Annotated in this window: 20 protein-coding genes; all 20 read left to right on the forward strand. The window is 37.8% G+C overall.

Annotation, left to right across the window (positions count from 1 at the left end; genetic code table 11):
* Positions 1–29: 29 nt before the first annotated feature.
* The 20 genes from FJA49_RS14700 (at position 30) to FJA49_RS14795 (ending at position 21,992) form a co-directional block, all read left to right on the forward strand.
* On the forward strand, positions 30–494 hold the full coding sequence (locus FJA49_RS14700; RefSeq protein WP_140001682.1) for a hypothetical protein: 465 nt from the start codon (positions 30–32) through the stop codon (positions 492–494).
* Positions 495–501: 7 nt separating this feature from the next.
* Positions 502–1,869 carry a DUF5458 family protein gene (locus FJA49_RS14705; protein ID WP_140001683.1) on the forward strand — a complete coding sequence of 456 codons (1,368 nt, stop codon included), beginning with the start codon at positions 502–504 and terminating at the stop codon, positions 1,867–1,869.
* A gap of 196 nt (positions 1,870–2,065) precedes the next feature.
* Positions 2,066–2,452, forward strand: coding sequence for a type VI secretion system tube protein TssD (gene tssD, locus FJA49_RS14710; RefSeq protein ID WP_140001684.1), 387 nt, complete (start codon positions 2,066–2,068; stop codon positions 2,450–2,452).
* Positions 2,453–2,566: 114 nt separating this feature from the next.
* Positions 2,567–2,962 carry a type VI secretion system tube protein TssD gene (gene tssD / locus FJA49_RS14715; protein ID WP_140001685.1) on the forward strand — a complete coding sequence of 132 codons (396 nt, stop codon included), beginning with the start codon at positions 2,567–2,569 and terminating at the stop codon, positions 2,960–2,962.
* Positions 2,963–2,972: 10 nt separating this feature from the next.
* A complete protein-coding gene (locus tag FJA49_RS14720; RefSeq protein WP_140001686.1) occupies positions 2,973–3,914 on the forward strand; it encodes a polymorphic toxin type 23 domain-containing protein in 942 nt (313 codons plus the stop codon).
* A complete protein-coding gene (locus tag FJA49_RS14725) occupies positions 3,914–4,489 on the forward strand; it encodes a hypothetical protein (RefSeq protein ID WP_140001687.1) in 576 nt (191 codons plus the stop codon). The genes FJA49_RS14720 and FJA49_RS14725 overlap by 1 nt, the downstream gene beginning before the upstream one ends.
* Before the next feature lie 12 nt (positions 4,490–4,501).
* Positions 4,502–5,236 carry a tetratricopeptide repeat protein gene (locus tag FJA49_RS14730; protein ID WP_140001688.1) on the forward strand — a complete coding sequence of 245 codons (735 nt, stop codon included), beginning with the start codon at positions 4,502–4,504 and terminating at the stop codon, positions 5,234–5,236.
* A 26-nt stretch (positions 5,237–5,262) separates the two neighbouring features.
* Positions 5,263–7,071, forward strand: a complete 1,809-nt coding sequence (locus FJA49_RS14735) for a type VI secretion system Vgr family protein (RefSeq protein ID WP_140001689.1) — start codon at positions 5,263–5,265, stop codon at positions 7,069–7,071.
* Positions 7,072–7,095: 24 nt separating this feature from the next.
* A complete protein-coding gene (locus FJA49_RS14740) occupies positions 7,096–8,208 on the forward strand; it encodes a DUF2931 family protein (protein ID WP_140001690.1) in 1,113 nt (370 codons plus the stop codon).
* Between the two features lie 40 nt (positions 8,209–8,248).
* Positions 8,249–10,147 carry a phospholipase effector Tle1 domain-containing protein gene (locus FJA49_RS14745; RefSeq protein WP_140001691.1) on the forward strand — a complete coding sequence of 633 codons (1,899 nt, stop codon included), beginning with the start codon at positions 8,249–8,251 and terminating at the stop codon, positions 10,145–10,147.
* Positions 10,148–10,158: 11 nt separating this feature from the next.
* Positions 10,159–10,908: a hypothetical protein gene (locus FJA49_RS14750; protein ID WP_140001692.1), complete on the forward strand. Its 750-nt coding sequence runs from the start codon at positions 10,159–10,161 to the stop codon at positions 10,906–10,908.
* A 20-nt stretch (positions 10,909–10,928) separates the two neighbouring features.
* The gene (locus tag FJA49_RS14755; protein ID WP_140001693.1) at positions 10,929–12,554 is read left to right on the forward strand and encodes a PAAR-like protein; all 1,626 of its coding nucleotides are present in this window, start codon (positions 10,929–10,931) and stop codon (positions 12,552–12,554) included.
* Positions 12,555–12,557: 3 nt separating this feature from the next.
* Complete coding sequence (locus FJA49_RS14760) at positions 12,558–13,262, forward strand: hypothetical protein (RefSeq protein WP_140001694.1); 705 nt, start codon at positions 12,558–12,560, stop codon at positions 13,260–13,262.
* A gap of 170 nt (positions 13,263–13,432) precedes the next feature.
* A complete protein-coding gene (locus tag FJA49_RS14765) occupies positions 13,433–15,268 on the forward strand; it encodes a type VI secretion system Vgr family protein (protein WP_140001695.1) in 1,836 nt (611 codons plus the stop codon).
* 21 nt (positions 15,269–15,289) lie between these two features.
* Positions 15,290–16,876 (forward strand): PAAR-like protein, encoded by a 1,587-nt coding sequence (locus FJA49_RS14770; RefSeq protein ID WP_140001696.1) that lies wholly within the window; start codon positions 15,290–15,292, stop codon positions 16,874–16,876.
* Positions 16,827–17,417 (forward strand): hypothetical protein, encoded by a 591-nt coding sequence (locus FJA49_RS14775; protein ID WP_140001697.1) that lies wholly within the window; start codon positions 16,827–16,829, stop codon positions 17,415–17,417. The genes FJA49_RS14770 and FJA49_RS14775 overlap by 50 nt, the downstream gene beginning before the upstream one ends.
* A gap of 14 nt (positions 17,418–17,431) precedes the next feature.
* Positions 17,432–18,943 carry a hypothetical protein gene (locus FJA49_RS14780; protein ID WP_140001698.1) on the forward strand — a complete coding sequence of 504 codons (1,512 nt, stop codon included), beginning with the start codon at positions 17,432–17,434 and terminating at the stop codon, positions 18,941–18,943.
* On the forward strand, positions 18,928–19,545 hold the full coding sequence (locus FJA49_RS14785) for a hypothetical protein (RefSeq protein WP_140001699.1): 618 nt from the start codon (positions 18,928–18,930) through the stop codon (positions 19,543–19,545). The genes FJA49_RS14780 and FJA49_RS14785 overlap by 16 nt, the downstream gene beginning before the upstream one ends.
* A gap of 43 nt (positions 19,546–19,588) precedes the next feature.
* A complete protein-coding gene (locus tag FJA49_RS14790) occupies positions 19,589–20,482 on the forward strand; it encodes a hypothetical protein (protein ID WP_140001700.1) in 894 nt (297 codons plus the stop codon).
* Positions 20,466–21,992, forward strand: a complete 1,527-nt coding sequence (locus FJA49_RS14795; protein ID WP_140001701.1) for a hypothetical protein — start codon at positions 20,466–20,468, stop codon at positions 21,990–21,992. Before FJA49_RS14790 ends, FJA49_RS14795 begins: the two co-directional genes overlap by 17 nt.
* Position 21,993 lies beyond the last annotated feature (1 nt).

Below are 21,993 nucleotides of genomic sequence, written 5' to 3' on the forward strand. Positions count from 1 at the left end.
AATAAAATTAATATTTAATACTAGACAGCATGGCAAATTCATTTTCAAACAGTTATGGAATCGGGGGTAACGAAGTCAGACAAGAAGGTCAGGAAAGCATTCTCGAAATCCCACAAAATAAAACTTTAATAGCCCAAAAATTAACGCCTAATACGCCTGTGCGTCCAGAAATCGTTACAGGTTTAAAAAATATGGATGAGGTTTTTGAACATTTTGATCCAAAAATCAATGTGGCTTTTGAAGATGAAGACGGTAAGGTTACTCGTGAAGAATTAGGATTTAAAAATATCGGAGACTTTTCGATTAATGGTCTGACAGGACAAAGTCCGTTTTTGACCGACTTAAAAACGAAAAACGAGCAATATCAAAAAATGATCAAGCAGCTAAAAACCAACAAGGTTTTAAAATTAGCACTTCAAGATCCGGAAGCCAGACACTCTATTATTGAGACAATCGAGGCGTTGATAAAAGAAATTGAACAATCTGATAAATAATTAAGCCATGGCAAATCAAGAAAACACTAAAGCAACAAATACAACATTGGCAAATCAGGAACGTTCAACGAGAACGCTTGAGCAAAATGTTGAATCTTTTATACAGTATGGAGGCTTCGATTTATTAGAAGGTGCTATTGAAGGCGTGCAGAATTTAAATCCTGAGCGTAAAGCACGTAAAAATATTTTCTTAAGCGAAAGTAGCAAAAAAGCAGAACGCCAGGCATTAAAAACAGTGCTAAAACTATGGGCGGATTCATTAAAGACAACAGACAATCTGTTGGATTTGGTTTCTGAAAGTGCTAAAAAATCAGATGTTGCGGAGCAAACACTAAAGAAAAACTTAGCTATTGCTGTTGCTGAATCAAAAGAATTAGAAGAAAACTACAGAACACTTTCCCTTTTCTATAAAAATACGGAAGAAAGCAAAGTCAAGAATGTGGCGATCATGAACGCAGAACTGGATCAGTTAAAAGATTTGGACAATTCTCGTTTTATCGACAATATCCAAGAAGAATTAGTAAACGGATTTGACCGTTTGGATTTACGCCAAAACTACTCGCTTTTGGTAATTCCAGGATACTTGGGTTCGAATAAGGTTATTGAAAAATGGGCAAAAATTGCTTATGATAATAAAGTAATGCTGATTACAGACTTCCAACATTTGGATGAACCGGATGATGTTATGGAAATGTTCGAATCGGCAAACCTAACAGGTGGTGATACCTATCGTTCTAATGTAATGATGGCATGTAACTGGCTGGTAGGTCGTGGAAAACACGATGAAATAGAAGAAGAAGATCATTTATTTATTCCGCCATCGACTGCATTGGCAGGAAAAGTATACAACACTTTGATGTCTCAGGTAACTGCTGGTAAGAAATACGGAGGAATCAATGAAGTTGACGGAGTAAAATTCGACCTAAAGAAAAGCGAAATCGCCAATCTTGAAAATTTAGGATTGATCCCGATGGTAAACGAATACGGAAAAGTTATGGCTTTTTCAGGTAAAACACTTTTCAACGGTGACAACCTTGGTTTACAAACCTATTCCGTTGTCCGAGTTTTTGACTATGTGACTAAAGTACTGATGGACTTCTTAAACAGAAGAGCTTTTGAGAACTTTAATGCCAAAACAAGAAAAGAAATCCTAAACCAGATTGTCAAATTCTTAGACAATGTTGCTGGACCAGATAAACTTATCGAAGATTTTGAAATCAAGAGATTTGAGCAAGATCCAAATCAAAAAGACAGAATCTTTTTGGACATCCGATTGAAACCTTATTTCCCGGCTAAAAATTTCCTTATCAAAATGGATGGTCAAAAAGGTGACGATGGTAATGATTGGGATACTGAATATGCCGAATCAAAATAAGAAATAGATTACAACCGTTTTATAATGTTAAAAAACAGTGTGTTTCCTTTAATTTCTTGATAATTTAACCTCAAATTAATTGCAAGTAACTTAAAAAATTAATATCTTAGAGTAACTGAAAATCAGAATAGTAGAATAGAAAAATCCCCCAACTTCTATCACAATTAATAAATTTTAATCTTTAAATTTTTTTATTATGTCATTCAAATCAAAACTAAAAGTTGGCGGAAAGGAATTAAACATTTTGAACGCTTCGTATGATTTGCATCAAGAAGTAGATGCTAGTGGTCGCCCATCTTCTGTTACACGCGGGGGAACAATCAATTTAACTGTCGAATCAACTGGAGATTCATTCTTTTTCGAATGGATGACCAATAACTTCGAAAGAAAAGACGGATCAATCCAGTATGTTAAGCGTGATACTGACGCTAAACTTAAAGAAATGAACTTCAAAGAAGGATATCTTGTAAAATACAGAGAGTCTTTCGATGCTCAGGATGGAAATCCTTTAACTGAAACCTTCACAATTTCTGCAAAAGAAATTTCTATGGGTGGCGGTGAGCACGTTAATGAATGGGTTTAATTCAATTAGAATTACTTTCAAGTTTTTAATGATAAAGGGTCTGTGTTGATACATTCCCTTTATCATTATATCGTACTATTTGCAGTTTTTTTAATTACTTAAATCTATCTATTTATGTCATTTTTAGCAAAGCTTGAAATTGACGGAGAGGTATTGAATGTCTTAGAATTTCAATGCACTCTTGGTCAAGATACAGATAAAAGCGGAAAGCCGTCTGCTGATCCTGCCGGCGGGAAAATCCGAATCGTTGTAGAATCTACAAAGAGCACTATGCTGTTTGATTGGATGGTAAGCAATTCCCAGACTAAAAACGGTAAACTCACTTTTTATAGGCGTGACGCCATATCAAAAATGCGTGAGCTTCAATTCAAAGAAGCCTATTGCATTCGATATGACGAAGCTTTTGTTGCCTATAATACGATGTCCATGAGAATTGAAATCGTGATTTCAGCAAAAGAAATTAATATGAACGGTTCTCAATTTGCAAGAAACTGGCCGTTGAAATTCTAAAATAAATCGTATGGACGAACTTAATACTAAATTTTTTGTAGGGTTGAGTTGGCATTTCGGCGGAGGTCCAAAATCATATTTTAGCGGTACGGCTGGTGTCGGCGTTAGCAGAAGATTTGGTCCGGTTGATCCCGGTATTAATATCGCCATCAATGCCTATAATGGAGGTATGGGGGCACTTTCAGGCAGCAATGCCATGAATTTTGATGTCGTCATGACCGGAAAACTGACTGTCGGCGGAGGTAATACTACACCTATGTCTGTTTATCCGTTGCATATGGATAGCGGAACAGGAATGGAAGACACCTACAAATATTCAGGAACAGTTGGAACCAGCTTAATCTTGAATAATAACGACAGAAATCAGCAAGTGGGTTTTGTACAATTGAGAGCCGGAGATTTCGGATTCCAATTTTACAATGACTTTGGCGGTTTTAAGAAAATCGGAATTGCCGATGGACACGATCGTTGGTGGACCGGAGGTGGAAAAGTAATTTTAGGAAACAACAGAAGCAACTATCAGATGATTATTGCTAGTGATGTTTTTACAGCCGATACCGATTCTGAAAGTGTTACAGATTCAGAAGCTGCTAAAAGAAGTCTTGCCGATTTTGAACAAAGACACCTTGGAAGCAGCGGATTCGAAAAATTCAAAGACAAAGCATTTAATTATACGCCAACATCGGCTACTGAAGTTGGTCAGGAATTTTTAAATGCCAAAAGAGGAGGAGTTGGATGGAATCCAAATGCGCATTCATTTGACCTAAACCAGGGAAGGACTTCTTTTCATGCAAGAACACCTCAAGGTAGTATAGGGATTAATGGAATTGGTCAAGGCCATATGTATTCGCAAGATTTGATTCACCGATTTATAAATTTTCACCTGATCCCGTCTGAAAGACCAAACTATTGGGAAGTACAGACAGGGCCTAATATTAATACAGGATTTTAATGAAAAGTAATTTATGGATGATGCTCCTGCTGCCTCTCTTTTTTTCCTGCTCCAAAAATATGTATGTCAAAAAAGACTACCATTTGTTTGAGGAAAATTTCACCCTTGCTTCAGATGCGCTTTTGCGTACAGATGGAGTTTATGTTCTGGAATCAATCTGGAATAAAGACACGGGAGAGCGAAAGGCTGACGAGCATATTTTCTATAAGTTTTACAATACCGGACAGGCAAATCTTACTGTTGATTTAGACAAGAAAATAAAGACCGAGCAAGATTATCTTACAAGTATTGAGGAACATATTGCGACAACCAATAAGGCTCGGTTTATGACCCATTTGGAAGGATATTATCGTCTGCAAGGCAATAAGATTGTGATAGAACGTATCACTGTGCCTCGTGATGTGGAAGTTTATAGCTATGGTTATGTAGAGAACGGGAAACTGATAATTGTTAGTGAAACTATTGAAGGAAAAGGAAAGTTTAACGACAAGCATTTCACAGACAACTACAAAGCAACCTATGTTTTTATGCCTTTGGAAAAATCAGGGCTACAGAATCTGAAGCCCGGATGGTAATCAGATAATAAGATGAAGATTAGAGAAAAATACATATTCCTATTTTTTTTCTTGGCTATGCAATTATATGGTCAAGAAAAAAAATATGTTGTTTCTGATCTGGACAACGCCTATATGCAGGAAATGAAAGCAGAGAATGCGGAGCTTTCTGCAAGAATTAAAACCTTTCCTCAGGAAATACAGGATTTAAACAAGAAAGTCAGCCAGGCTATACGTGAAAATAATGCTCAAAAAGCATTGGAATTGGCTATTGAAATGGATAAAAAATATCCAAAAAATGCCGATATCAAAAATTTTATCGGGAAACTGAAAACCAAAGAAGCAAAATATGATGAGGCCGTAGTGCTTTTTGATGAAGCTTTGGCCATAAATCCCGGTAACAAATGGTTTTACATAAACAAAGCAACAGCTTTGGCGGAAAATAACAAAATTGAGGAAGCGCTAAAAACAATAGAAAAGCTCAATTCGGCCTATCCGAATTGGAGCATCGGCTATAATTTTAAAGCATCCTTATTCAGAGAACTGAATCAGCAGAATGAAGCCCTGAAAGCTTATGAACAGGCTCTAAATGCAGCACCTCCAAGTGCTCAGATACTGACGAACAGAGGAGACTTTTATTTGGAATTAAGCAGAGAAGAACAGGCAATTGCAGATTATAAAAAAGCATTGGAAATCCAGCCGGATTATGCTAGAGCGAAGGAAAAGCTAAAATCGATTCCTAAAACGGTTTCCGATAAGAAAGAATAAAACAGTTTATTAAAAAAAGTAGAGTCATGCCAATCAGTACTCAGATAAAAATAGAAATAGCAGGAGAAACCCTAACCCGTTTTTCAAAATTAGTGATAGACCAAAAAGTGCACACGCACCACAGATTTTCACTACTGCAACCTTTGCCTAAAGAATTTGTAAGCCAGGCTATTGATAAGGCTCAAAGTTATATTGGTCAAGCCATAAAAATAACAATCAATCCGTCCAATATGATGACGGCTTCTCCATTAACCTTCAACGGTATTATTACCGAGGCTCAGATGGTTCGTACAGCAGGAGCTTCCGGCGGTATAATCATCAATGGTTTTAGTCCAACTATTTTATTGGAAGGCACGCCTAATACGAAATCGTATACAGACAAATCGCTTACAGATATCGTTCAGGAAGTAACGGGCAGCTATTCGGCAGACAGCCTGAAACCGGCTGTTTCTGTACAAAAAGATGCGTCTTTGCCGTATACGGTACAATATTCAGAAAGCGATTTTTCTTTTTTATGCAGGATTGCGCAGAAAAAAGGACAGTGGTTTTATTTCAACGGAGAAGAACTGATATTCGGAAAACCAAAATCTAAAAACTTTACTTTAGAATACGGAAGATCGCTCCATTCTTTTAATATTGAAATGCGAGCCAAGTCTCTTGGATTTGAATATGTGGGTTATGACCCGTCTAATGGAGAGACCCAGAGAGCGAGCTCTTCTGAAGCGAATTACCAGCCAGAAGGTTACTCGAAATCCGTATTCGAATCGTCAAAAAAACTATTCCCAAATTCATCAACGATGTTGTATTTCCATTCTTTAGAAGAAGGAAATTCAAAAACCCATTTGACAGACCGCGTAACCACCCAATTGCAGTCCCGTACTGCGGATTTGGTAACTGCAAAAGGTGATTCTGATGAAACGGGATTAAGAATTGGTGATGTGATAGACATCAAAGAACCGGCCTTTTCACTGACAGGAAATCTTTTAGACGGACTGCAAGAGCAAAACTTCGGAAGCTATATCATTACGGATATCATGCATATCTGCGATGAATCAGGAAATTATCATAACACATTTGATGCCGTACCTGATACGGTAATTTCGCCGCCTTATGGAAACGTACACAGTTTTCCGGTGGCAGAATCCCAGCCGGCTACCGTAATTTCAAATGACGATCCGGCCGGACTCGGAAGAATTCAGGTAGCATTTGCCTGGCAAAAAGATGCAGGAGCCAATACGCCTTGGATTCGTATGACAAATCCGCATTCCGGAGGCGGAAAAGGATTTTATTTTATTCCGGAAGTAGGTGAGGAAGTTCTGGTTGGTTTTGAAGGCGGAAATGCTGAAAAACCCTTCGTGCTGGGAGCTATGTACAATGGTTCTGCTTTGAGCGAATACCATACTTCAGGAAACGATAAAAAAGTAATCCAAACCCGATCGGGTACAAAAGTAATCATGAATGATGCTGAAGGAAGTATCTTTATTGAAGATCCGAGTGGCAATACCTGGTTGATGGATGGAAAAGGAAATATCAATGTAAATGCTCCAAAAAACATGACATTTACGATTGGAGAGAACTTTAATATTTCCGTTGGCAAGGACATGATTACGAATATTGGTGAAAACAGGACGACCAACGTCACATTAAAAGATAAACTTCAGGCTCAGGAGGCATTTGAAACAATTGACCAGAATAAGACGGTCAAAGTAAGCGGAGACCTGAAAGAAAATACCGGAACCACAACTCATAAGGCAGAACAGGGAGACATATTTTTCCAAAGTGCCGGAGTTGCCAAAGTACTGGGAGCTATTGATGCTAAAGTAAATAAAGGATAATTCTTTTAGGCCAAAACCATAAAAATGAAACTAGCGAAACCCTATTTTTTCTTCTTATTGCTGTTGTTGGCCTGCAGTAGTTCCTGCAAAGAAAATAACACGGATAAAAACAATAAAGACAAAGCACTTAAAGACAATAGTACAAAAACAATGAATGTAGAAAAATTTTACTGGGAAGAAAACATCAATAGCCCGTTAGGATATCCGGTTGAGGTTTATAAAGGCGGACTCGAGGCAAAAGACGGCAGCTATGTGAGTTTGAGTCTTGGCCCTGATGCAGGAAACTGGGGAGAACTGGGTAGTGGAATGAGCTCGGGAGAGAAGTCAGTTCCAAACCGACTCAATGTGACCTGGATTTCTTATGCAGAAAATGTTTTCTATGACATTGATACTGAAATTGACTATGACAAATTGGTGAAGTTCTTTAAGGAAGGTTACGAAGAGAACAATAAAAAATGGGGCCGAAGAAAAGAAAATTACAGAACCATAATCGTAGGTTTTGCTCCAGGTGGAGTAGCCATAATTTGGTTGGCCGGAGCTGGTAAACAAGTAGAAATAGGCAGGTATCAGGCAGAGAAAATTACAATTCCGCAAGAGGAAATTGCCAAGCTGGACGACCATGACAAACTTCTTTTTGATGAAGCCAATGTCAAGAGAATCATGTTAAAAGAAAGTTTTGTGCCGCTGGAAGTTCAGAAAGCAAATCAAAACAAACCGATTCCGTTCGGGTTATGGGATACCTATAGAAAACAATACGATTGGAAAATTGATTTTGTTGTAGGTGAAGGCGGAAAAGCAGCCGATTTCAGCTATACTTTATTTAACGGAGAACGGGATGAAATTTTTCCTGAAAACCTTCCGGAAAAAGCCTATAGCAAAAGAGCTATTCCAAAGCAATTGAGTCTGGGATGGAACGACCAGCAAGGACAGCTTTACGGCGGTTCTCTCGATTTTAATGAAAAAGAAATTTTCAATGCATTTGCGGCTGTTTATGGAAGTGACCCAAATGCCAAAGTAACTTTAGTCCTTACGGTAAATAAGACAAATACCTACATAGCAGTTGCATTGAAAACGGATGATAAGACAATACCATTAAAAGAAAACAACATCAATATTTTTAAATCTCGTAAAAAATAGATTGAAAATTTTTGGATTGCGATAATTAATAGAATGAGCCATGGGTAAGAGTTTTGTATATAACACCGGTGAATCAAAAGCTCCTGAAGAAGAGCTGGAAATGACTTTTGGCGTCTTTATCGATGGAACTTTAAACAATAAGACAAACACGGAACTTAGAAGGAAATACAGGAACGGTGGCGTTGAAAATCTAACGGATGATCAGATTTCTGAATCGGTTAAAAGAGACGAAGCGGCATACAAAAAGCTGATGAAGAAAGGCGTTCCTGCAAATCCTACAGAATATGAACAATACTTAATCGGTTCCCACAGAACCTACATGGATAAAATGGGAACCGATAACAGCTACAGCAACGACTACACAAACGTAGCCCGAATGTGGAAGTATTGTGACAAAGAATACCGTATCTATGTTGAAGGTATGGGGACAGATGACAAGCAAAAAGACAGTCAGGACGGTTTTGCATTTGGAGCAGGACTAACCGGAGTCAGAGCCAAAGTAAGAAAGGCTTGCGAAATCATGTCCAATAAAATTAATGAAGAAAAAAAGAAAGGCAATAATAGAAACAAAGTCCTGACCAAAATAACGGTCGATGCTTTTGGGTTTAGCCGTGGTGCTGCTTCAGCCAGAAATTTTGTACATGAAGTAAATGTAAAAAAAGCATACGAACCCAAGCCATTTAATATGCCTGATGGTTATTATCCTATCGATCCGTATTCTGAAGGAATGCCGGTCAGGAAGTACAGAAGAACTACTGGCGATGCAGATGGCCTTGAAATAAGTTCGGAAATTTTGGTGGAAGGAAAGCTTCCAAGAATGGGACATTTGGGCTACAGTATCCTAAAAAATACTGATATAACCGCTGAAGAACTGGAAGACATTACTCTTGTAGTGCGATTTGTGGGAATTTATGATACCGTTTCTTCTTATGGAGAAGGTGGAGGAAGATTGGGAGAATACGACGTCAATGGTGAACTCAAAGATGACGGTTTCTTTAAGAAAGCGGCGACAGAAGTGTTTTCTACTCATTTTGATGATGATGTGGAAGAGTTGCAGTTGAATAATCTAGGCTATTTCCAAAAAATGGTGCATTTCACGGCAAAAGATGAACATCGGAAAAATTTCTCATTGACCCGTATTAAGCAAATCAAAGATAGGGCGATTGAAAAAAATCTTCCGGGCGTGCATTGTGATATAGGTGGTGCCTATGAAAATGAAACAGAATACAAAGATGAAATAGAAACATCAAACCATAAACCATTATGGCAGCTTGAAAAATACAGGCAGGAATTAATAGCCGGAGGTTGGTTTCATGATGACCAGATAGAAATAAACAACAAGTTCTGGAATTTTATGACAAGCGGACTGGTTTATAGAAAGTTGAGTGGAACGCGATATCTCAGAAAAGAATACAGCTATTTGCCATTGCATTTCATGGAAGAATTTGGCAAAGAGATTATGAAAACCCAGGCAAAAAGTAACGCATTGATTGATGATCTTACGATTCAGTATAGCGTTGAGGGTAATCAGATATTAAAACAGGCAAAATCCTATCTGGAAGGCTACATGAACGATGAAATTTCAGAATGGGAGTTTGTCAGTGATGAAGAATTGGCAAAAAGAAAGCAGGAAAGAATCGAGAGAGAAAATCTGGAAAAACTGCTGGAAGAGCTGGAAAAAAACAAAGTCTACGAAGAACAAAATGCAACGGGATTTGATGGGCAAAAGCAATACTGGCCAACCATGCCTCCAGGATTAGGAAAAGAACCGGAACCGGATCCTGATCCAAGGATAATAAACATAGAAGAAGTTGTGGTAACAGCCTATCATCCGCAAACACTCTTGAGAAAATTGCGAAACCAATATTTCCACTGGTCGGCATCAAGAGATTGGTTTGGTATGGAACCAGCAAAAAACAGAATTAGAGGCGAATATTAAGAGTACAAAGAATGATTTCTATAGTTCACGGATTAAAAGAATACCATCTCGAGCCTAAGGTTGGAGCACGATATAGCTATCGGTTTGAAACAATCGTAGACGATTTTTCGAACGAGAGAAGTCCCGTACAGAAATCGTATATCAGAGAGGTGCAGATTATGCCGATAGGGAGAGAAGGATATTTGGACATCTACCAGATTTTTACAGCTAAAATTTCAATAAAAAGCAATGTAGCTGTAGCCGATGAATATTTGATAAAGCAGATAGGATATGCCTTTGATGAAATTGAAGCCGGAGTAGATTATACGGGAAAAATTGTCCGTATTTTTAATATGAAAGAATTGAGCTCCAGATGGGACAAAACAAGTAGAGAGCTTGCGGTAGAATATGAAGGAAGCTTTATACAGAGCTACTTCGGCGAGATTAGTATGATTCTGAATGATGAAACGAGGCTAATTGAATTTTTGTCAACATACAAAATGTTTGGGCTTTATTTTCATGGTCTATTCGGGAATTATCTTTTGTGGGAAATGCCAATCGTGAGAAGAAAAACAATCGAGGATTTTAAGAATAGCGAAGTCGAAGAACAGATCCATCCTGAAAAGAAAGATGGAGTCAGATATAAAATAAGAGGTAGGTCGAGTAACGTAGATAAATACGAAGGCGAGCTGTTATATAATGATTATCAATTGCAGGAAGCTTTAATTGAAATTGAAGATAATATGCAATCTGTAAAATATGCCACGCTTTTTTTAGGTTAGAAAGCACAAAACATGCAGCTATGGAAGATGTCAAAGAAAATAATAAAAAAGAAATAGCCGAAAAACGCGAAGAACGCGAAAAAGAAGATAAGGTCTCCGAAGACCTAAAGCTTGTCATTGATATGGCGAAAACGCAATGTACGCTATGCACAAATCCACAGGGCATCCTGAAGGTTAATTTTGACACGCCCACAACTCAGAATAAGTTGACAGCTACCGTTGTTGAAAAAGACATGCGGAGCTTGATTTTTATGGGAACCTGTACAAAAAGTCCTAATAGTGCTGCTCCATGCGCCTCAGTTATGCAATTGGGAGACTGGAAAGATGTAGGTACGCTTAAAGTTCAGGATCAATTCCCGTTATTGAAAAAAAGCACGATTCCGTGCAATTATGGCGGGAGTACTATAGAAATTACAGATAGTGGACAAAGAAGCGAGCCGGCAGAAGTTCCACCAGGAGCACCACTGCCTAAAAAAGAGGATGCTTATAAATGCGAACACTGTGAAGCAGAATTCACTTCCGACCTGATTAAGGATACCATCAACGCAAAAACACTTACTGCAAAGCAAAAAGAGATTATAGACTCAATCCTTCCTTATTTAAATCAATATCGAAAAGATTTTGGTCTGGACACCTGTTTGAGAAAGGCACATTTTGTGGCCCAGATTGGTGTGGAGAGTGCCCATTTTAAAACGTTTGCCGAATACGAAGACAACTCAAATCCACCGGGAATTTTCAGTTCAAAAGCAATCACTATTGATGAAACTATTGTAAAATCACTTAAAGATCATCTGACATCTATCTTTAAGATTGTAGATAGCAAAGGTGCTGAGGTAGCAAAAACAAACGATCAGTTGAGTACATTGCTGCTGAGTGAAAAACCTACGGTTGTTGACAAGCAGCTGTATCCTAAATACGCTGGCGAAATTGACCCAAAAGATAAAAAGAAACGTGTCGATAAACTCTTAAAGACAGTAATGAAGGCGGATAAAACGGTCGATTATCATATTTACCTGAAACCGCATACCTTTTTCGGAATTCCGCTACTATCCAGAGCCTATGCGCCTTATCCTGGTGACAGACGAGGCTTGGGCAATGGTGATGAGCTAACAAGAGATGGATGGAAATTCAAAGGAAGAGGACTGAAACAATTGACCGGAAGAGGAAATTACGGTTCTTTTACTAAATTTAGAAATAAAAACCCATTTCCAGGAGATACTTCCGGAGCCATCGATTTTACGGAAGAAAAAGCAGGAGCTGACCTACAAGGAAAATACCTGCTTATTTCAAATAATGCCATGTATGCAACACAATCGGCCCTTTATTTCTGGAATGACGGGACGAAGAAGAGCAAGAAATTTGCGAAAGACCATGCACAGGATGACAACATTGATATGGTAACAAACTGTGTCAATGAATATGATGGGCCAAGTGGGAAAAAAGCCCGTAAGGATAATTACAACCGGGCAAAAGCAAAAGGTGTTTTTGATATAATACGACACTTTGACCTGATGCTTCAGAACGGAAACGCAGCCCAAAAAATAGAAGCAAAAGCCTATTTAGAAAAACAAAAGGCTGCAAAAAATGCGGAAGCGACAAAAATTCTGGAAGAATACGAAAAAAAGAACCCACCACAAGCAAAATAATTGATGAAGAATAAAATGCTTAAAATAACCGTCCTGTTTCTGTTGTTTCTATCAGGCAGTCTTAAAAGTCAGACCGTTCAGATTTTAAAAGACTCAGTCCTTTTTGAATCAAATTATTATGTTCTGGAAGAGATAAAGTTCAAAGCGGACAAAAGTAAGTTTGTGGATAATATGTATAATGAAATTCAGGATGCGTTTGACATATTCAACAAGCCTGCTTTTCACAGCCCGGAAAAAAGAATTCAGGCAAAAAAAGACACGCTTTTGGCACTCATATCCAATGACGAACTCCGTCATGCCAATTATGGTTTTGAGCATTATGAAATTTTTTACGATAAAAATCAGCTGCTAAACTTCTCGACACATTTGCAATCCTATGGTTCGCCTTTTGAAGCTACCCGTTATTTCTGCTTTGACCTAAATACCGGAAAAAATATAGGTCTTGATCTTTTTACAAACAAGACAGCGCTTTTGAAATGCATAAAGTCAAAATTAAAAAACCAGAATGAAAAATTAGTGCCAACGCTAAAAGCACTGCAGGATTTTAAGATAATGACAAACGCCCAAAATAAGATTACAGGAATTACTTTTATTGTTACCGATTCAGAAAGCTATAGGAATAGCGGTTATGAGCAATTTGAAGTTATTTTTACGTGGAAAGAAATTCAAAAATACATAGCAGCTCCCTTTAAGAAGCGTATTATCTAAACAAAAATAAAATGGTTTTAGTATTGATTTTAGAATCAGCTTGTTAAAAATTATTTTAACTTAATTTAATGTTAAAGAAAAGCGTTTGAAACAGGAAAAATAGTAAATTCATACACATATTTCAACATACTTCCCCCCTCGAAATCTATTAACCATTAAAATCTAATGCTATGTCGATCAGCACTCAGATTCAGATACAGATTGGGGGAGAAAACCTGACCCGCTTTTCTAAACTTGTCATCAACCAGAAGGTGCATGCACACCATCATTTTTCTATTTTGCAGCCGCTGCCAAAAGAATTTGTAGGGCAGGCAATAGACAAGGCACAAAAATATGTTGGACAATCAGTCGTTATCAACATCAAGCCCTCAAACATGATGACAAGCTCTCCGTTAGTGTTTAACGGAATCATCACAGAAGCCCAAATGGTCAGGACTTCAGGAGCTTCAGGCGGTATTATTATCAATGGATACAGTCCTACTATTTTATTGGAAGGCCCGCCCAATACCCGCTCTTTTAATGACCAGACCTTGTCAGGAATTGCCAAGGAAGTATTGAAAGACTATTCCGAAGACAGCCTGAAACCTACAATTGAAATTCCAAAAGATACGGCACTGCCATATACCGTCCAGTATGCTGAAAGCGATTTCTCATTCCTACGCAGAATGGCTCAAAAAAAAGGACAATGGTTCTTTTTTAATGGCGAAGAACTTCAGTTTGGCAAACCAAAATCAAAAAACTTTACCCTGGAATACGGAAGAAGCCTGCATTCGTTTAATATCGAAATGAGGGCAAAATCGCTAGGATTCGAATATCTGGGTTATGACCCATCAAATGGCGAAACCCAGAGAGCCAGCTCGATGGAAGTAAATTACCAACCGGAAGATGGCTATTCAAAAACAATTTTTGAATCGTCAAAAAAACTGTTTACCAACAGCTCCACAATGCTGTATTCCCATTCTCTTGAAGAAGGAAACTCCAGAACACATCTTATCGATAGAGTGACCACTCAACTTCAGTCGCGAACTGCAGATATGGTTACCGCTAAAGGTGATTCTGATGAAACAGGACTTCGTATTGGAGATGTAATCTCAATTAAAGAACCTGCTTTTTCCTTGACAGGAAATATCCTTGACGGACTTCAGGAGCAAAATTTTGGAAATTATATCATTACCGATATCATGCACGTATGCGATGAATCAGGTACCTATCATAATACTTTTGATGCTGTGCCGGACACCGTTGTTGCTCCGCCCTATGGAAATGTGCATAGTTTTCCAACGGCAGAATCACAACCGGCAACCGTAACTTCTAACGCTGATCCTGCTGGACTCGGGCGTGTTCAGGTTGCCTTTGCCTGGCAGAAAGAAGGCGGAAAAAGTACACCTTGGATCCGAATGGTGAATTCGCATTCCGGTGGTGGCAAAGGATTTTATTTTGTCCCGGAAGTAGGAGAAGAAGTATTGGTTGCCTTTGAAGGCGGCAATGCTGAAAAACCTTTTGTGTTGGGTGCGATGTACAACGGAAGTGCTTCCAGTGGATACAGCACGTCCGGCAATGATAAAAAAGTAATCCAGACCCGTTCCGGAACAAAAATTATCATGGACGATGCGGCCGGAAGTGTATTCATAGAAGATCCAAGTGGCAATACATGGCTTATGGATGGGAAAGGCAATATTGATGTCAATGCGCCCAATAACATGAAAATAACGGTAGGAAAAAATCTGGACATCAATGTTGGAGAAAACATGGCTACCACAATTGGAGCCAATGAAAATATCTCCATTGGTAGCAATAAGACAGAAACCATCGGGAAAAATTATGTTCAATCTTCCGAGAATAAAAATGTTACGGTTAAAAATGACAAGACCGATAATGTTGGGGAAAGCTACAGACAGATTACAGGAAATTCGGATATACAGACTTCTAAAGGTGATTTAAAGTTGAGAGGAACCACGCTAACGGTAATCCAGGGCGGTAAAGATGTGAAAGTTAGTAAAGGATAATCTTGTTTTATAGTATAAGTTATGGCTACAGAACAACACAAGGCTCAACTCGAACAGAAAAGAGCGGAACGAAAAGAGAAAGATTCCGGAGATTCTCCTTCAGAAAAGCGAGAGGTAGTCATGCATGGCGCCAAGCTAAAATGCGAATATGCACAACAGTTGGGCGAGTTGAAAGTTACTTCAAACGAGTTGAATATCCAGGACAAATTATGGGCTACGCAAGGCGATGGCAACAATATGATCAACCTTCAATTTAAAGGAACTTGCGGTCATCCCAAATGGCCTGCAAAAAACATGCAGCCGCCACCTTGTATGAGTGTCATAAAATTAAGTCCGTGGGAAAAGTTGGGAACCACAACAGTACAGGAACAGAAAGTTCTGGTCAAAGAATCGACCATAACCTGCAATCCTGACTTCAATACGGCAGTAGCAAGCCCAATACCCAATGTTGATAGCATCGCAATCAAGCCATCTCCACTAATTATAAATGCGTATTTCGCAAAATTTGAACTAAAAACAGAAAAAAATGTTACCACTTTTAATTTAACAAAGGTTGAAGAACGCGGGTTAAGTTATGGTGTTGCATTGGTTGTTGAAACCGTTGGATTAGCAGGAAAAAAAGTAAAAATAAAAATAAAAAGCGGCGTCAGAAAAGTACTTTCAGATGTGGATACCGCAATAAGCTTTATCGACTTAAAAGACATTGACGCCATTACAAAACCTGAGAATTATAAAAATGTCACAGCCAAAAATGAATTTGAAGTTGAGGTAGGAAAATTAGCGTCAGATGCTACATTATCCAATAAAGATAGCTTTAAAGACAAAGCCGTTTTGAAATTAATGCTAAACCAAAAACCGGATGATTTGTCGTTTGATCTGGCAAAACTCATTGCAGCTGATGCCAGTAAAGAAGCATTGGTTTATGTAGAAGTAAATTGCTCAGAACCTGAGGTAGAATATATGGGCGTTGATAGTGGCTCAGGTACCAAGAATGCTTTCTTAAAAGAAGAGGGCAAATACTTCAAAATAAAAAACAGAGAACAAGCCTGGCTAACAACAGCCAGAAAGGAAATGGAAAAAGGAGTAACAGAAGCTTCTCATTGTAATACTATTATTAACGATTATCATCAGGTAAATCGAGAACATAAGCCTTCCGGCTGTGCAACGATTACCAATGCATGGTGTGCTTCATTTGTGGGCTGGTGTTTAACCCAAAATAATTTTTCAGCTCAATGCGATCCTGGAGCTTATAGCTATGGACACACCAATACAAGATATCGAAATAAGAAAGTTGTAAAAGACGGAAAAACAGTCACCTTGCCAGACCATTTTGATGATCCGGTTTGGGCTAAAACCACTAATGGCGGCAAATTAGCGTTAGGCTCGATTTGTGTAGTAAACAATAAAAAGCACGTAACTTTTGCAGTAGCAAAAAATAAAGAAGGAACCCATTTATTTGGATTGGGCGGAAACCAGGGTGATGCCGTTAAAGTGAGTGCCTACAGTGCAAGAAATTCAAGTGTTTATCCAACCGAATATACAATAACCGAAGACGATTATGAATTACCAATCTATTATAGAGAGCTTAAGAGTGAAAGCGTTACTTAGTTTTTTATTCCTAATTGCTTTTTTTCCAAATGAAGTTGTATCACAGGTTGTACAAGTTGATTCAATTACGATTTCTAAAGAATGGAAAGACTGCAATGGAACGAACAAATTAATTGTAAACGTAAATGCATTATGCAATCCTGATGAGCCTCCTTTTGATGGTCATAAAACAATGATTGATGTAAGTTTAAAAAACAAAAAGCACTCTTTAAGCATACGATTTGATGATCCGGATTACCAAATGGAAATGATTGCTTTTAGCGAAAAGAACATTTGGTTTTCTAGTTTAAAAAAAGCCAGGGTAGTTTTTATTCCGTTCTCCTATTGCAGTAATTCAGATTCAGAGAAAAAGCTCTCTTATATTATTTTATATAACGACAAAAAGTATTTGTATCACATTCCTTTTAAATGCACAGAAGAAGATGACTGTGTTTTGAATGCAGATTTAAATAAATCCATGAGTGATTTGAATCCTAAAATAAGAACCGAACTCATAAAGAAAATTAAATCCCACTATAAAAAAGGAAGTGACTTCAACTAAAAAACCAAATTGCAATGGCACAAAGTGAAGAACAAAATAACGAATCGTATTCAGCAAATCCGAATCAAAAAGTATATGATACGCCACATGTTGTAGATCATTTAGTGGATGTTATTGCCATTTATTTTGCCGAAAAAAAGAAGAAATTTAAATGGACACCAAAGGAAGAAACCTATACCGTAAAGAGTGGTGGGAAAATTGCCGATGTCAAAAAAAAATACACAGATACATTTAAATCTGAAAAAAAGACCGTTCGGAATCTGGCAGCCGATCCTGACCATACGGCCGCTTTAAAGCCGAACGATCAAATAAAAATAACTTGGGAAGAACAGGAAGACGACGGATTTGAAATGGTGAAAATCCCAAAAGCAACAATCGGGAAAAAGGTGTATATCGTAGCCAATTGCCATGGAGATAAAGCAAAATTGACCATTCAGATCAATGAAAATAAATTAGCAAATCCTGAAGCAGTTTATGATGCTCCGGTAAAATTTCTCGTTGGAGATCAAGAAAAAGACAAAGTTGAATTTTCAATTACAAAGGATAAAAGCGAATACGAACAGGAAATTACGTTACGTCCAAAAACAGATGCCGATTTAAAAAAGCTGGTAGAAAAATTTGATAAGAGAACCGGTAAAAATGCTTTTGTATATTTAAAAGGCGAGGTGACAGAAACCTCAGATGAAATAAAATTTCCTGATGAAACTCATGAGTTTTTAAATAAAGATCAGGAACAATTTGAAGTTTCAGGAACTCCATGTTACTGCAACAGAGATATTACTGTTGATGAGATGATTGACCTGATTTATCATCTAAGAGACAAACAAAATTATGTCAGCAAGAGAGATCATTTCTTTAACAGTGGAGGTGAAAAAATAGCAGAAATTTCAATTTCTACCGGTAAGATTTCAGACAATAGAGATAAAATCCAATTATTCGTCAATGAAATGAATGCCATGTTTAGAAAATTTGGCATCAATACCTGTAAAAGAAAGATTCACTTTATAGGTCAAATGTATTTAGAGACAATAAGCTTTACCTACACTTATGAAAGCAGATCTTCCGTACCTGCCAATTATAAAGGAGGAGTAGATTTTCAGGGTAGAGGTATGAAACAAATAACGCACGATTACAATTATCTGGCCTATTATGACTATATCAATACAACAACCTTTTCTCAAACATATATGACCACAAGAAGCGGTTATGAAAGCGTTGGTGAATGTGTTGCAAACAGACCGGCTGCCAATACTGCGGGATTAGATACCGCTTTTTATGATGGCTTAAAAACGTTTGCGAAAAAAATATCTCAAGAGCTATTCCATGCTTTTAATTCGGCAGGATGGTTTTCAACCGTTTACAAACCAACGACTCTGGCAGAAATGGATAAAGGACTTGGCGATGAAAATATAAGATTAGTTACTGTAGCGATAAATGGTGGTGAGACTAATTTGGCTGAAAGGAAAAATTATACAAATTGGACTAAAGAATTTTTTAAATATGACACCGAATGCGTAAGAAGATAACAACCAGCATATTAATTACTTGTATGATTTTGCTTTCGTGTAAAGCCCAAAATCACAGTGTAACAGAGAAAAATAGTTCTGTTGCAGATTCGACTTTGGTCTATGAAAACAATAAGGTTGTTGGCAAAATTTCTCAACCAACAACATACAATTGCAAGGCATGTTATACAATAAGCAATAGTAAAATTGGAAATATAAAAATTAAAGTTCCGGTCTCCAATAGAGTGATAAACAACCAGTCCGTATTAGAACAGGATTTTGCAATTGACAAAATTGCAACGAATGGAAATACTATGGTCATAAAATACTCAAGTACTTCATCCTCCAAAGCCTATGAGATGGAGGTAAGTAAAGATTATATTGTCAGATTGCTTACATACAGTTATGGATCAAAAGACATAAAAATTGGAGAAAAGGATTATGAATCATTTCAGGCCAATTCCATATGTCAAAGCGAAAAGAAAATTAAAATTAAAGATACGGTCACATTAAATGACAGCTATGTTTTTGCAACTAAAGATTGTTTCGATTGTCCGGTAAAATATACAATTGAAGAATGCATAGCCAACAAAAAGAAAGGTGTTAAAATGAATTGGGAGTAATCGATTTAAATTTCAATATAATTCAAAAAGCAAAAGTCTTACTATGCGAAATATTACCGATTCAGTAGATGGCATAAAAGAATTAGATATCAGTTTGTATCTGGAAGAACATTTGCGGTTTTATGAATTTTCGATGCTTGAAACAACAACAGAAAATGGCAGTGTTTTAAAAAGTGAAGTTAAGAAAACGATACATTCAACGATAGTAAAAAGAGATTTTGAAACGTATGTAATCCAATTAGAAGTCTTTGATATTGAGTATAAAAACAGGACTGTTTCAATGGCCGAAAAAGATTTTTTAGGGCGAATTGCTGAGGTAAATGATGATGTAATTTTAGAAACGGATGATCATTTAAACATCAATAAACTGGTAAACCAACATCAGATTCAAAAAAGGCTGGAAGAAAAAATAGAAAGATTAGCCAAAAGCAATGTCGGGCCAAAAGTGGAAGAAATGTTTCAATATCTTAGAGAATTTTATAGTAACGACAGGAGAATTCTTTTAGATATAAAAAATTACAGACAGCATGGTTTGCTACTGAATCCGTTTTATGACAGATACACACCTTTGTCAGTTAAAAAAAGAAGTGTAAGGTATTTGAATTTTGTTGAAAATGCTGTCGTTAATATCGGGGAAGAAGCCCGGGTAAAAAAAATAAAATTAAAAGAACGGGAGTTGGAAGTCGGAGTAAAAGGAAAAATGATTGCGCCATTCTATAATGACATGATTTACAAGTCAATAAAAAAGAAAGAAATTTCATTTGATTCAGAAAAAGACAAGCCCATGCTTGATAAATATGAGGGCAGTTTTATTTTCAACATGAATACCGGAGCGGTTAAAAAAGCAAGTATCGAGATTGAGTTTTCACTCGGTAACAATTATAAAAAAACAATAAGCTATCAATTAAATGAATTAAACGATGCCGATAACAATTGATGATACAGGACAAACAGTAACGCTGAATCCGCCGTATTCGCCAGTTACACCAGATGATAGCCTGCAAAAGATAACCCGTGTTTATTTTGCAAAAAAGACCGTTACCCAACAAGGAGCAAATGTGGCGTTTACCCGTATAGATTCCCTTCATGCACAGCAGGAAGGCGGACAAAACACGCCCTATGATTCGGTATTGGGCAAGACCGTTTATCTGGTTATCGAAACGGAAAACATGGCAACCTTGTCTATTGACGCCGTTATCAGGCCAGCAGATAATACATTAAACGGAAGTACGGAAACCCTGAATCTGATGTGGTTTAATCCGGCAACCCAGAATTTTGAAGTCAGAAGAAAAATGACTGCTGTGGTTGGTAATTTTGACGCCTTAAATAATAAAGGAACAACAGAAAATCCAACAGGAACGCACGAACATTATACGAATCTGGCCGACCATGAAAATAAAGCGATCATAAAACTGCAGCTTAGACCATCCTTACGAACCGATTTCAATACCTGGGCAACTAATATAGCAGCGGCAGCAACACACACGACCAATTTGGAAGTTGTCGTAGAAAGAACAGATAATGAAGCTTGTGCCTACGGCCCTGATAGTACTGAAGAAGTTAAAGAAGCCGGCATTTTCCTGAATAGTGATGCACAGGGAAGATTTAGAGTAGGGAATAGGAATTTCTATGAAATCTATGCCAGGGTTCAATCCGGAACTACCTTTACAGACGGAACGTATAATTTTCTCCCTATGAACGGTACGACCAGAAGAAAAATCAGCAAGCTTGAAAATCCTAGCTCTACACAAGTTACCTATTATCATTACGATATTTATGGCAATGAAGTATTTATTGCTACATGCAACAAGACATCTGTCATGGGCAGGAACAACGGACAGCAGCTTGGAGCTGTACCACGTGGTGCACTCCGTACAGAAAATGCTCCTGCGGGAGGTGCGGCTGAAACCAACCATATTTTTGCAGATTCTATCGTAACGACAGGAAATCATAGAAATGACCGGACTGCCAGAGCCTTTCCGGGCGCTTTGAGAATTGTCCGCTATACGGCATCTGGAACTAATGTGCCTTTGGTAAGAATGCCAGATACGCTAAACGTTGCCGTAAATGGCCGTGTTATTGCTTATGGATTTTCCAATACGCAACGACGATTCTGTAACCCAGATTGTTTTGCAGCATTCGTGGGCGTTTTATCACAATACGGATTAGCAGGCGTAAATTCAACGGGAATGTGTTTTGGTGATGCAACCAGCTACCCGAGTTTAGCACACCCAAATGGAGATAGTGTGGATACGAGCTATCTGGCTAACCGACAAAATGAACAGAATTTATTAAATGCCTTTGTAGATTGGAATTTCGCTCAGGTAATTGCCGGAACAACACAGCAAGCCTGGTTACGAAACGCGCACAGGTATGCGGGAGATCACAACGACCATTTGCATTCAGGAGATTTTGACAGCAATTCGATTCATAACATATACCAATAGC

The organism is Flavobacterium microcysteis, assembly GCF_006385255.1.
GTDB lineage: Bacteria > Bacteroidota > Bacteroidia > Flavobacteriales > Flavobacteriaceae > Flavobacterium > Flavobacterium microcysteis.

What these genes read in the sequence shown, in the direction of transcription:
- FJA49_RS14785 (WP_140001699.1), top strand. Translation starts at nt 18,928, where the DNA reads ATGCGTAAGAAGATAACAACCAGCATATTAATTACTTGTATGATTTTG.
- FJA49_RS14765 (WP_140001695.1), top strand. Translation starts at nt 13,433, where the DNA reads ATGTCGATCAGCACTCAGATTCAGATACAGATTGGGGGAGAAAACCTG.
- FJA49_RS14740 (WP_140001690.1), top strand. Translation starts at nt 7,096, where the DNA reads ATGAAACTAGCGAAACCCTATTTTTTCTTCTTATTGCTGTTGTTGGCC.
- FJA49_RS14795 (WP_140001701.1), top strand. Translation starts at nt 20,466, where the DNA reads ATGCCGATAACAATTGATGATACAGGACAAACAGTAACGCTGAATCCG.
- FJA49_RS14705 (WP_140001683.1), top strand. Translation starts at nt 502, where the DNA reads ATGGCAAATCAAGAAAACACTAAAGCAACAAATACAACATTGGCAAAT.
- FJA49_RS14790 (WP_140001700.1), top strand. Translation starts at nt 19,589, where the DNA reads ATGCGAAATATTACCGATTCAGTAGATGGCATAAAAGAATTAGATATC.
- FJA49_RS14770 (WP_140001696.1), top strand. Translation starts at nt 15,290, where the DNA reads ATGGCTACAGAACAACACAAGGCTCAACTCGAACAGAAAAGAGCGGAA.
- FJA49_RS14725 (WP_140001687.1), top strand. Translation starts at nt 3,914, where the DNA reads ATGAAAAGTAATTTATGGATGATGCTCCTGCTGCCTCTCTTTTTTTCC.
- FJA49_RS14775 (WP_140001697.1), top strand. Translation starts at nt 16,827, where the DNA reads ATGAATTACCAATCTATTATAGAGAGCTTAAGAGTGAAAGCGTTACTT.
- FJA49_RS14780 (WP_140001698.1), top strand. Translation starts at nt 17,432, where the DNA reads ATGGCACAAAGTGAAGAACAAAATAACGAATCGTATTCAGCAAATCCG.
- FJA49_RS14700 (WP_140001682.1), top strand. Translation starts at nt 30, where the DNA reads ATGGCAAATTCATTTTCAAACAGTTATGGAATCGGGGGTAACGAAGTC.
- FJA49_RS14755 (WP_140001693.1), top strand. Translation starts at nt 10,929, where the DNA reads ATGGAAGATGTCAAAGAAAATAATAAAAAAGAAATAGCCGAAAAACGC.
- tssD (WP_140001684.1), top strand. Translation starts at nt 2,066, where the DNA reads ATGTCATTCAAATCAAAACTAAAAGTTGGCGGAAAGGAATTAAACATT.
- FJA49_RS14750 (WP_140001692.1), top strand. Translation starts at nt 10,159, where the DNA reads ATGATTTCTATAGTTCACGGATTAAAAGAATACCATCTCGAGCCTAAG.
- FJA49_RS14745 (WP_140001691.1), top strand. Translation starts at nt 8,249, where the DNA reads ATGGGTAAGAGTTTTGTATATAACACCGGTGAATCAAAAGCTCCTGAA.
- FJA49_RS14720 (WP_140001686.1), top strand. Translation starts at nt 2,973, where the DNA reads ATGGACGAACTTAATACTAAATTTTTTGTAGGGTTGAGTTGGCATTTC.
- FJA49_RS14730 (WP_140001688.1), top strand. Translation starts at nt 4,502, where the DNA reads ATGAAGATTAGAGAAAAATACATATTCCTATTTTTTTTCTTGGCTATG.
- FJA49_RS14735 (WP_140001689.1), top strand. Translation starts at nt 5,263, where the DNA reads ATGCCAATCAGTACTCAGATAAAAATAGAAATAGCAGGAGAAACCCTA.
- tssD (WP_140001685.1), top strand. Translation starts at nt 2,567, where the DNA reads ATGTCATTTTTAGCAAAGCTTGAAATTGACGGAGAGGTATTGAATGTC.
- FJA49_RS14760 (WP_140001694.1), top strand. Translation starts at nt 12,558, where the DNA reads ATGAAGAATAAAATGCTTAAAATAACCGTCCTGTTTCTGTTGTTTCTA.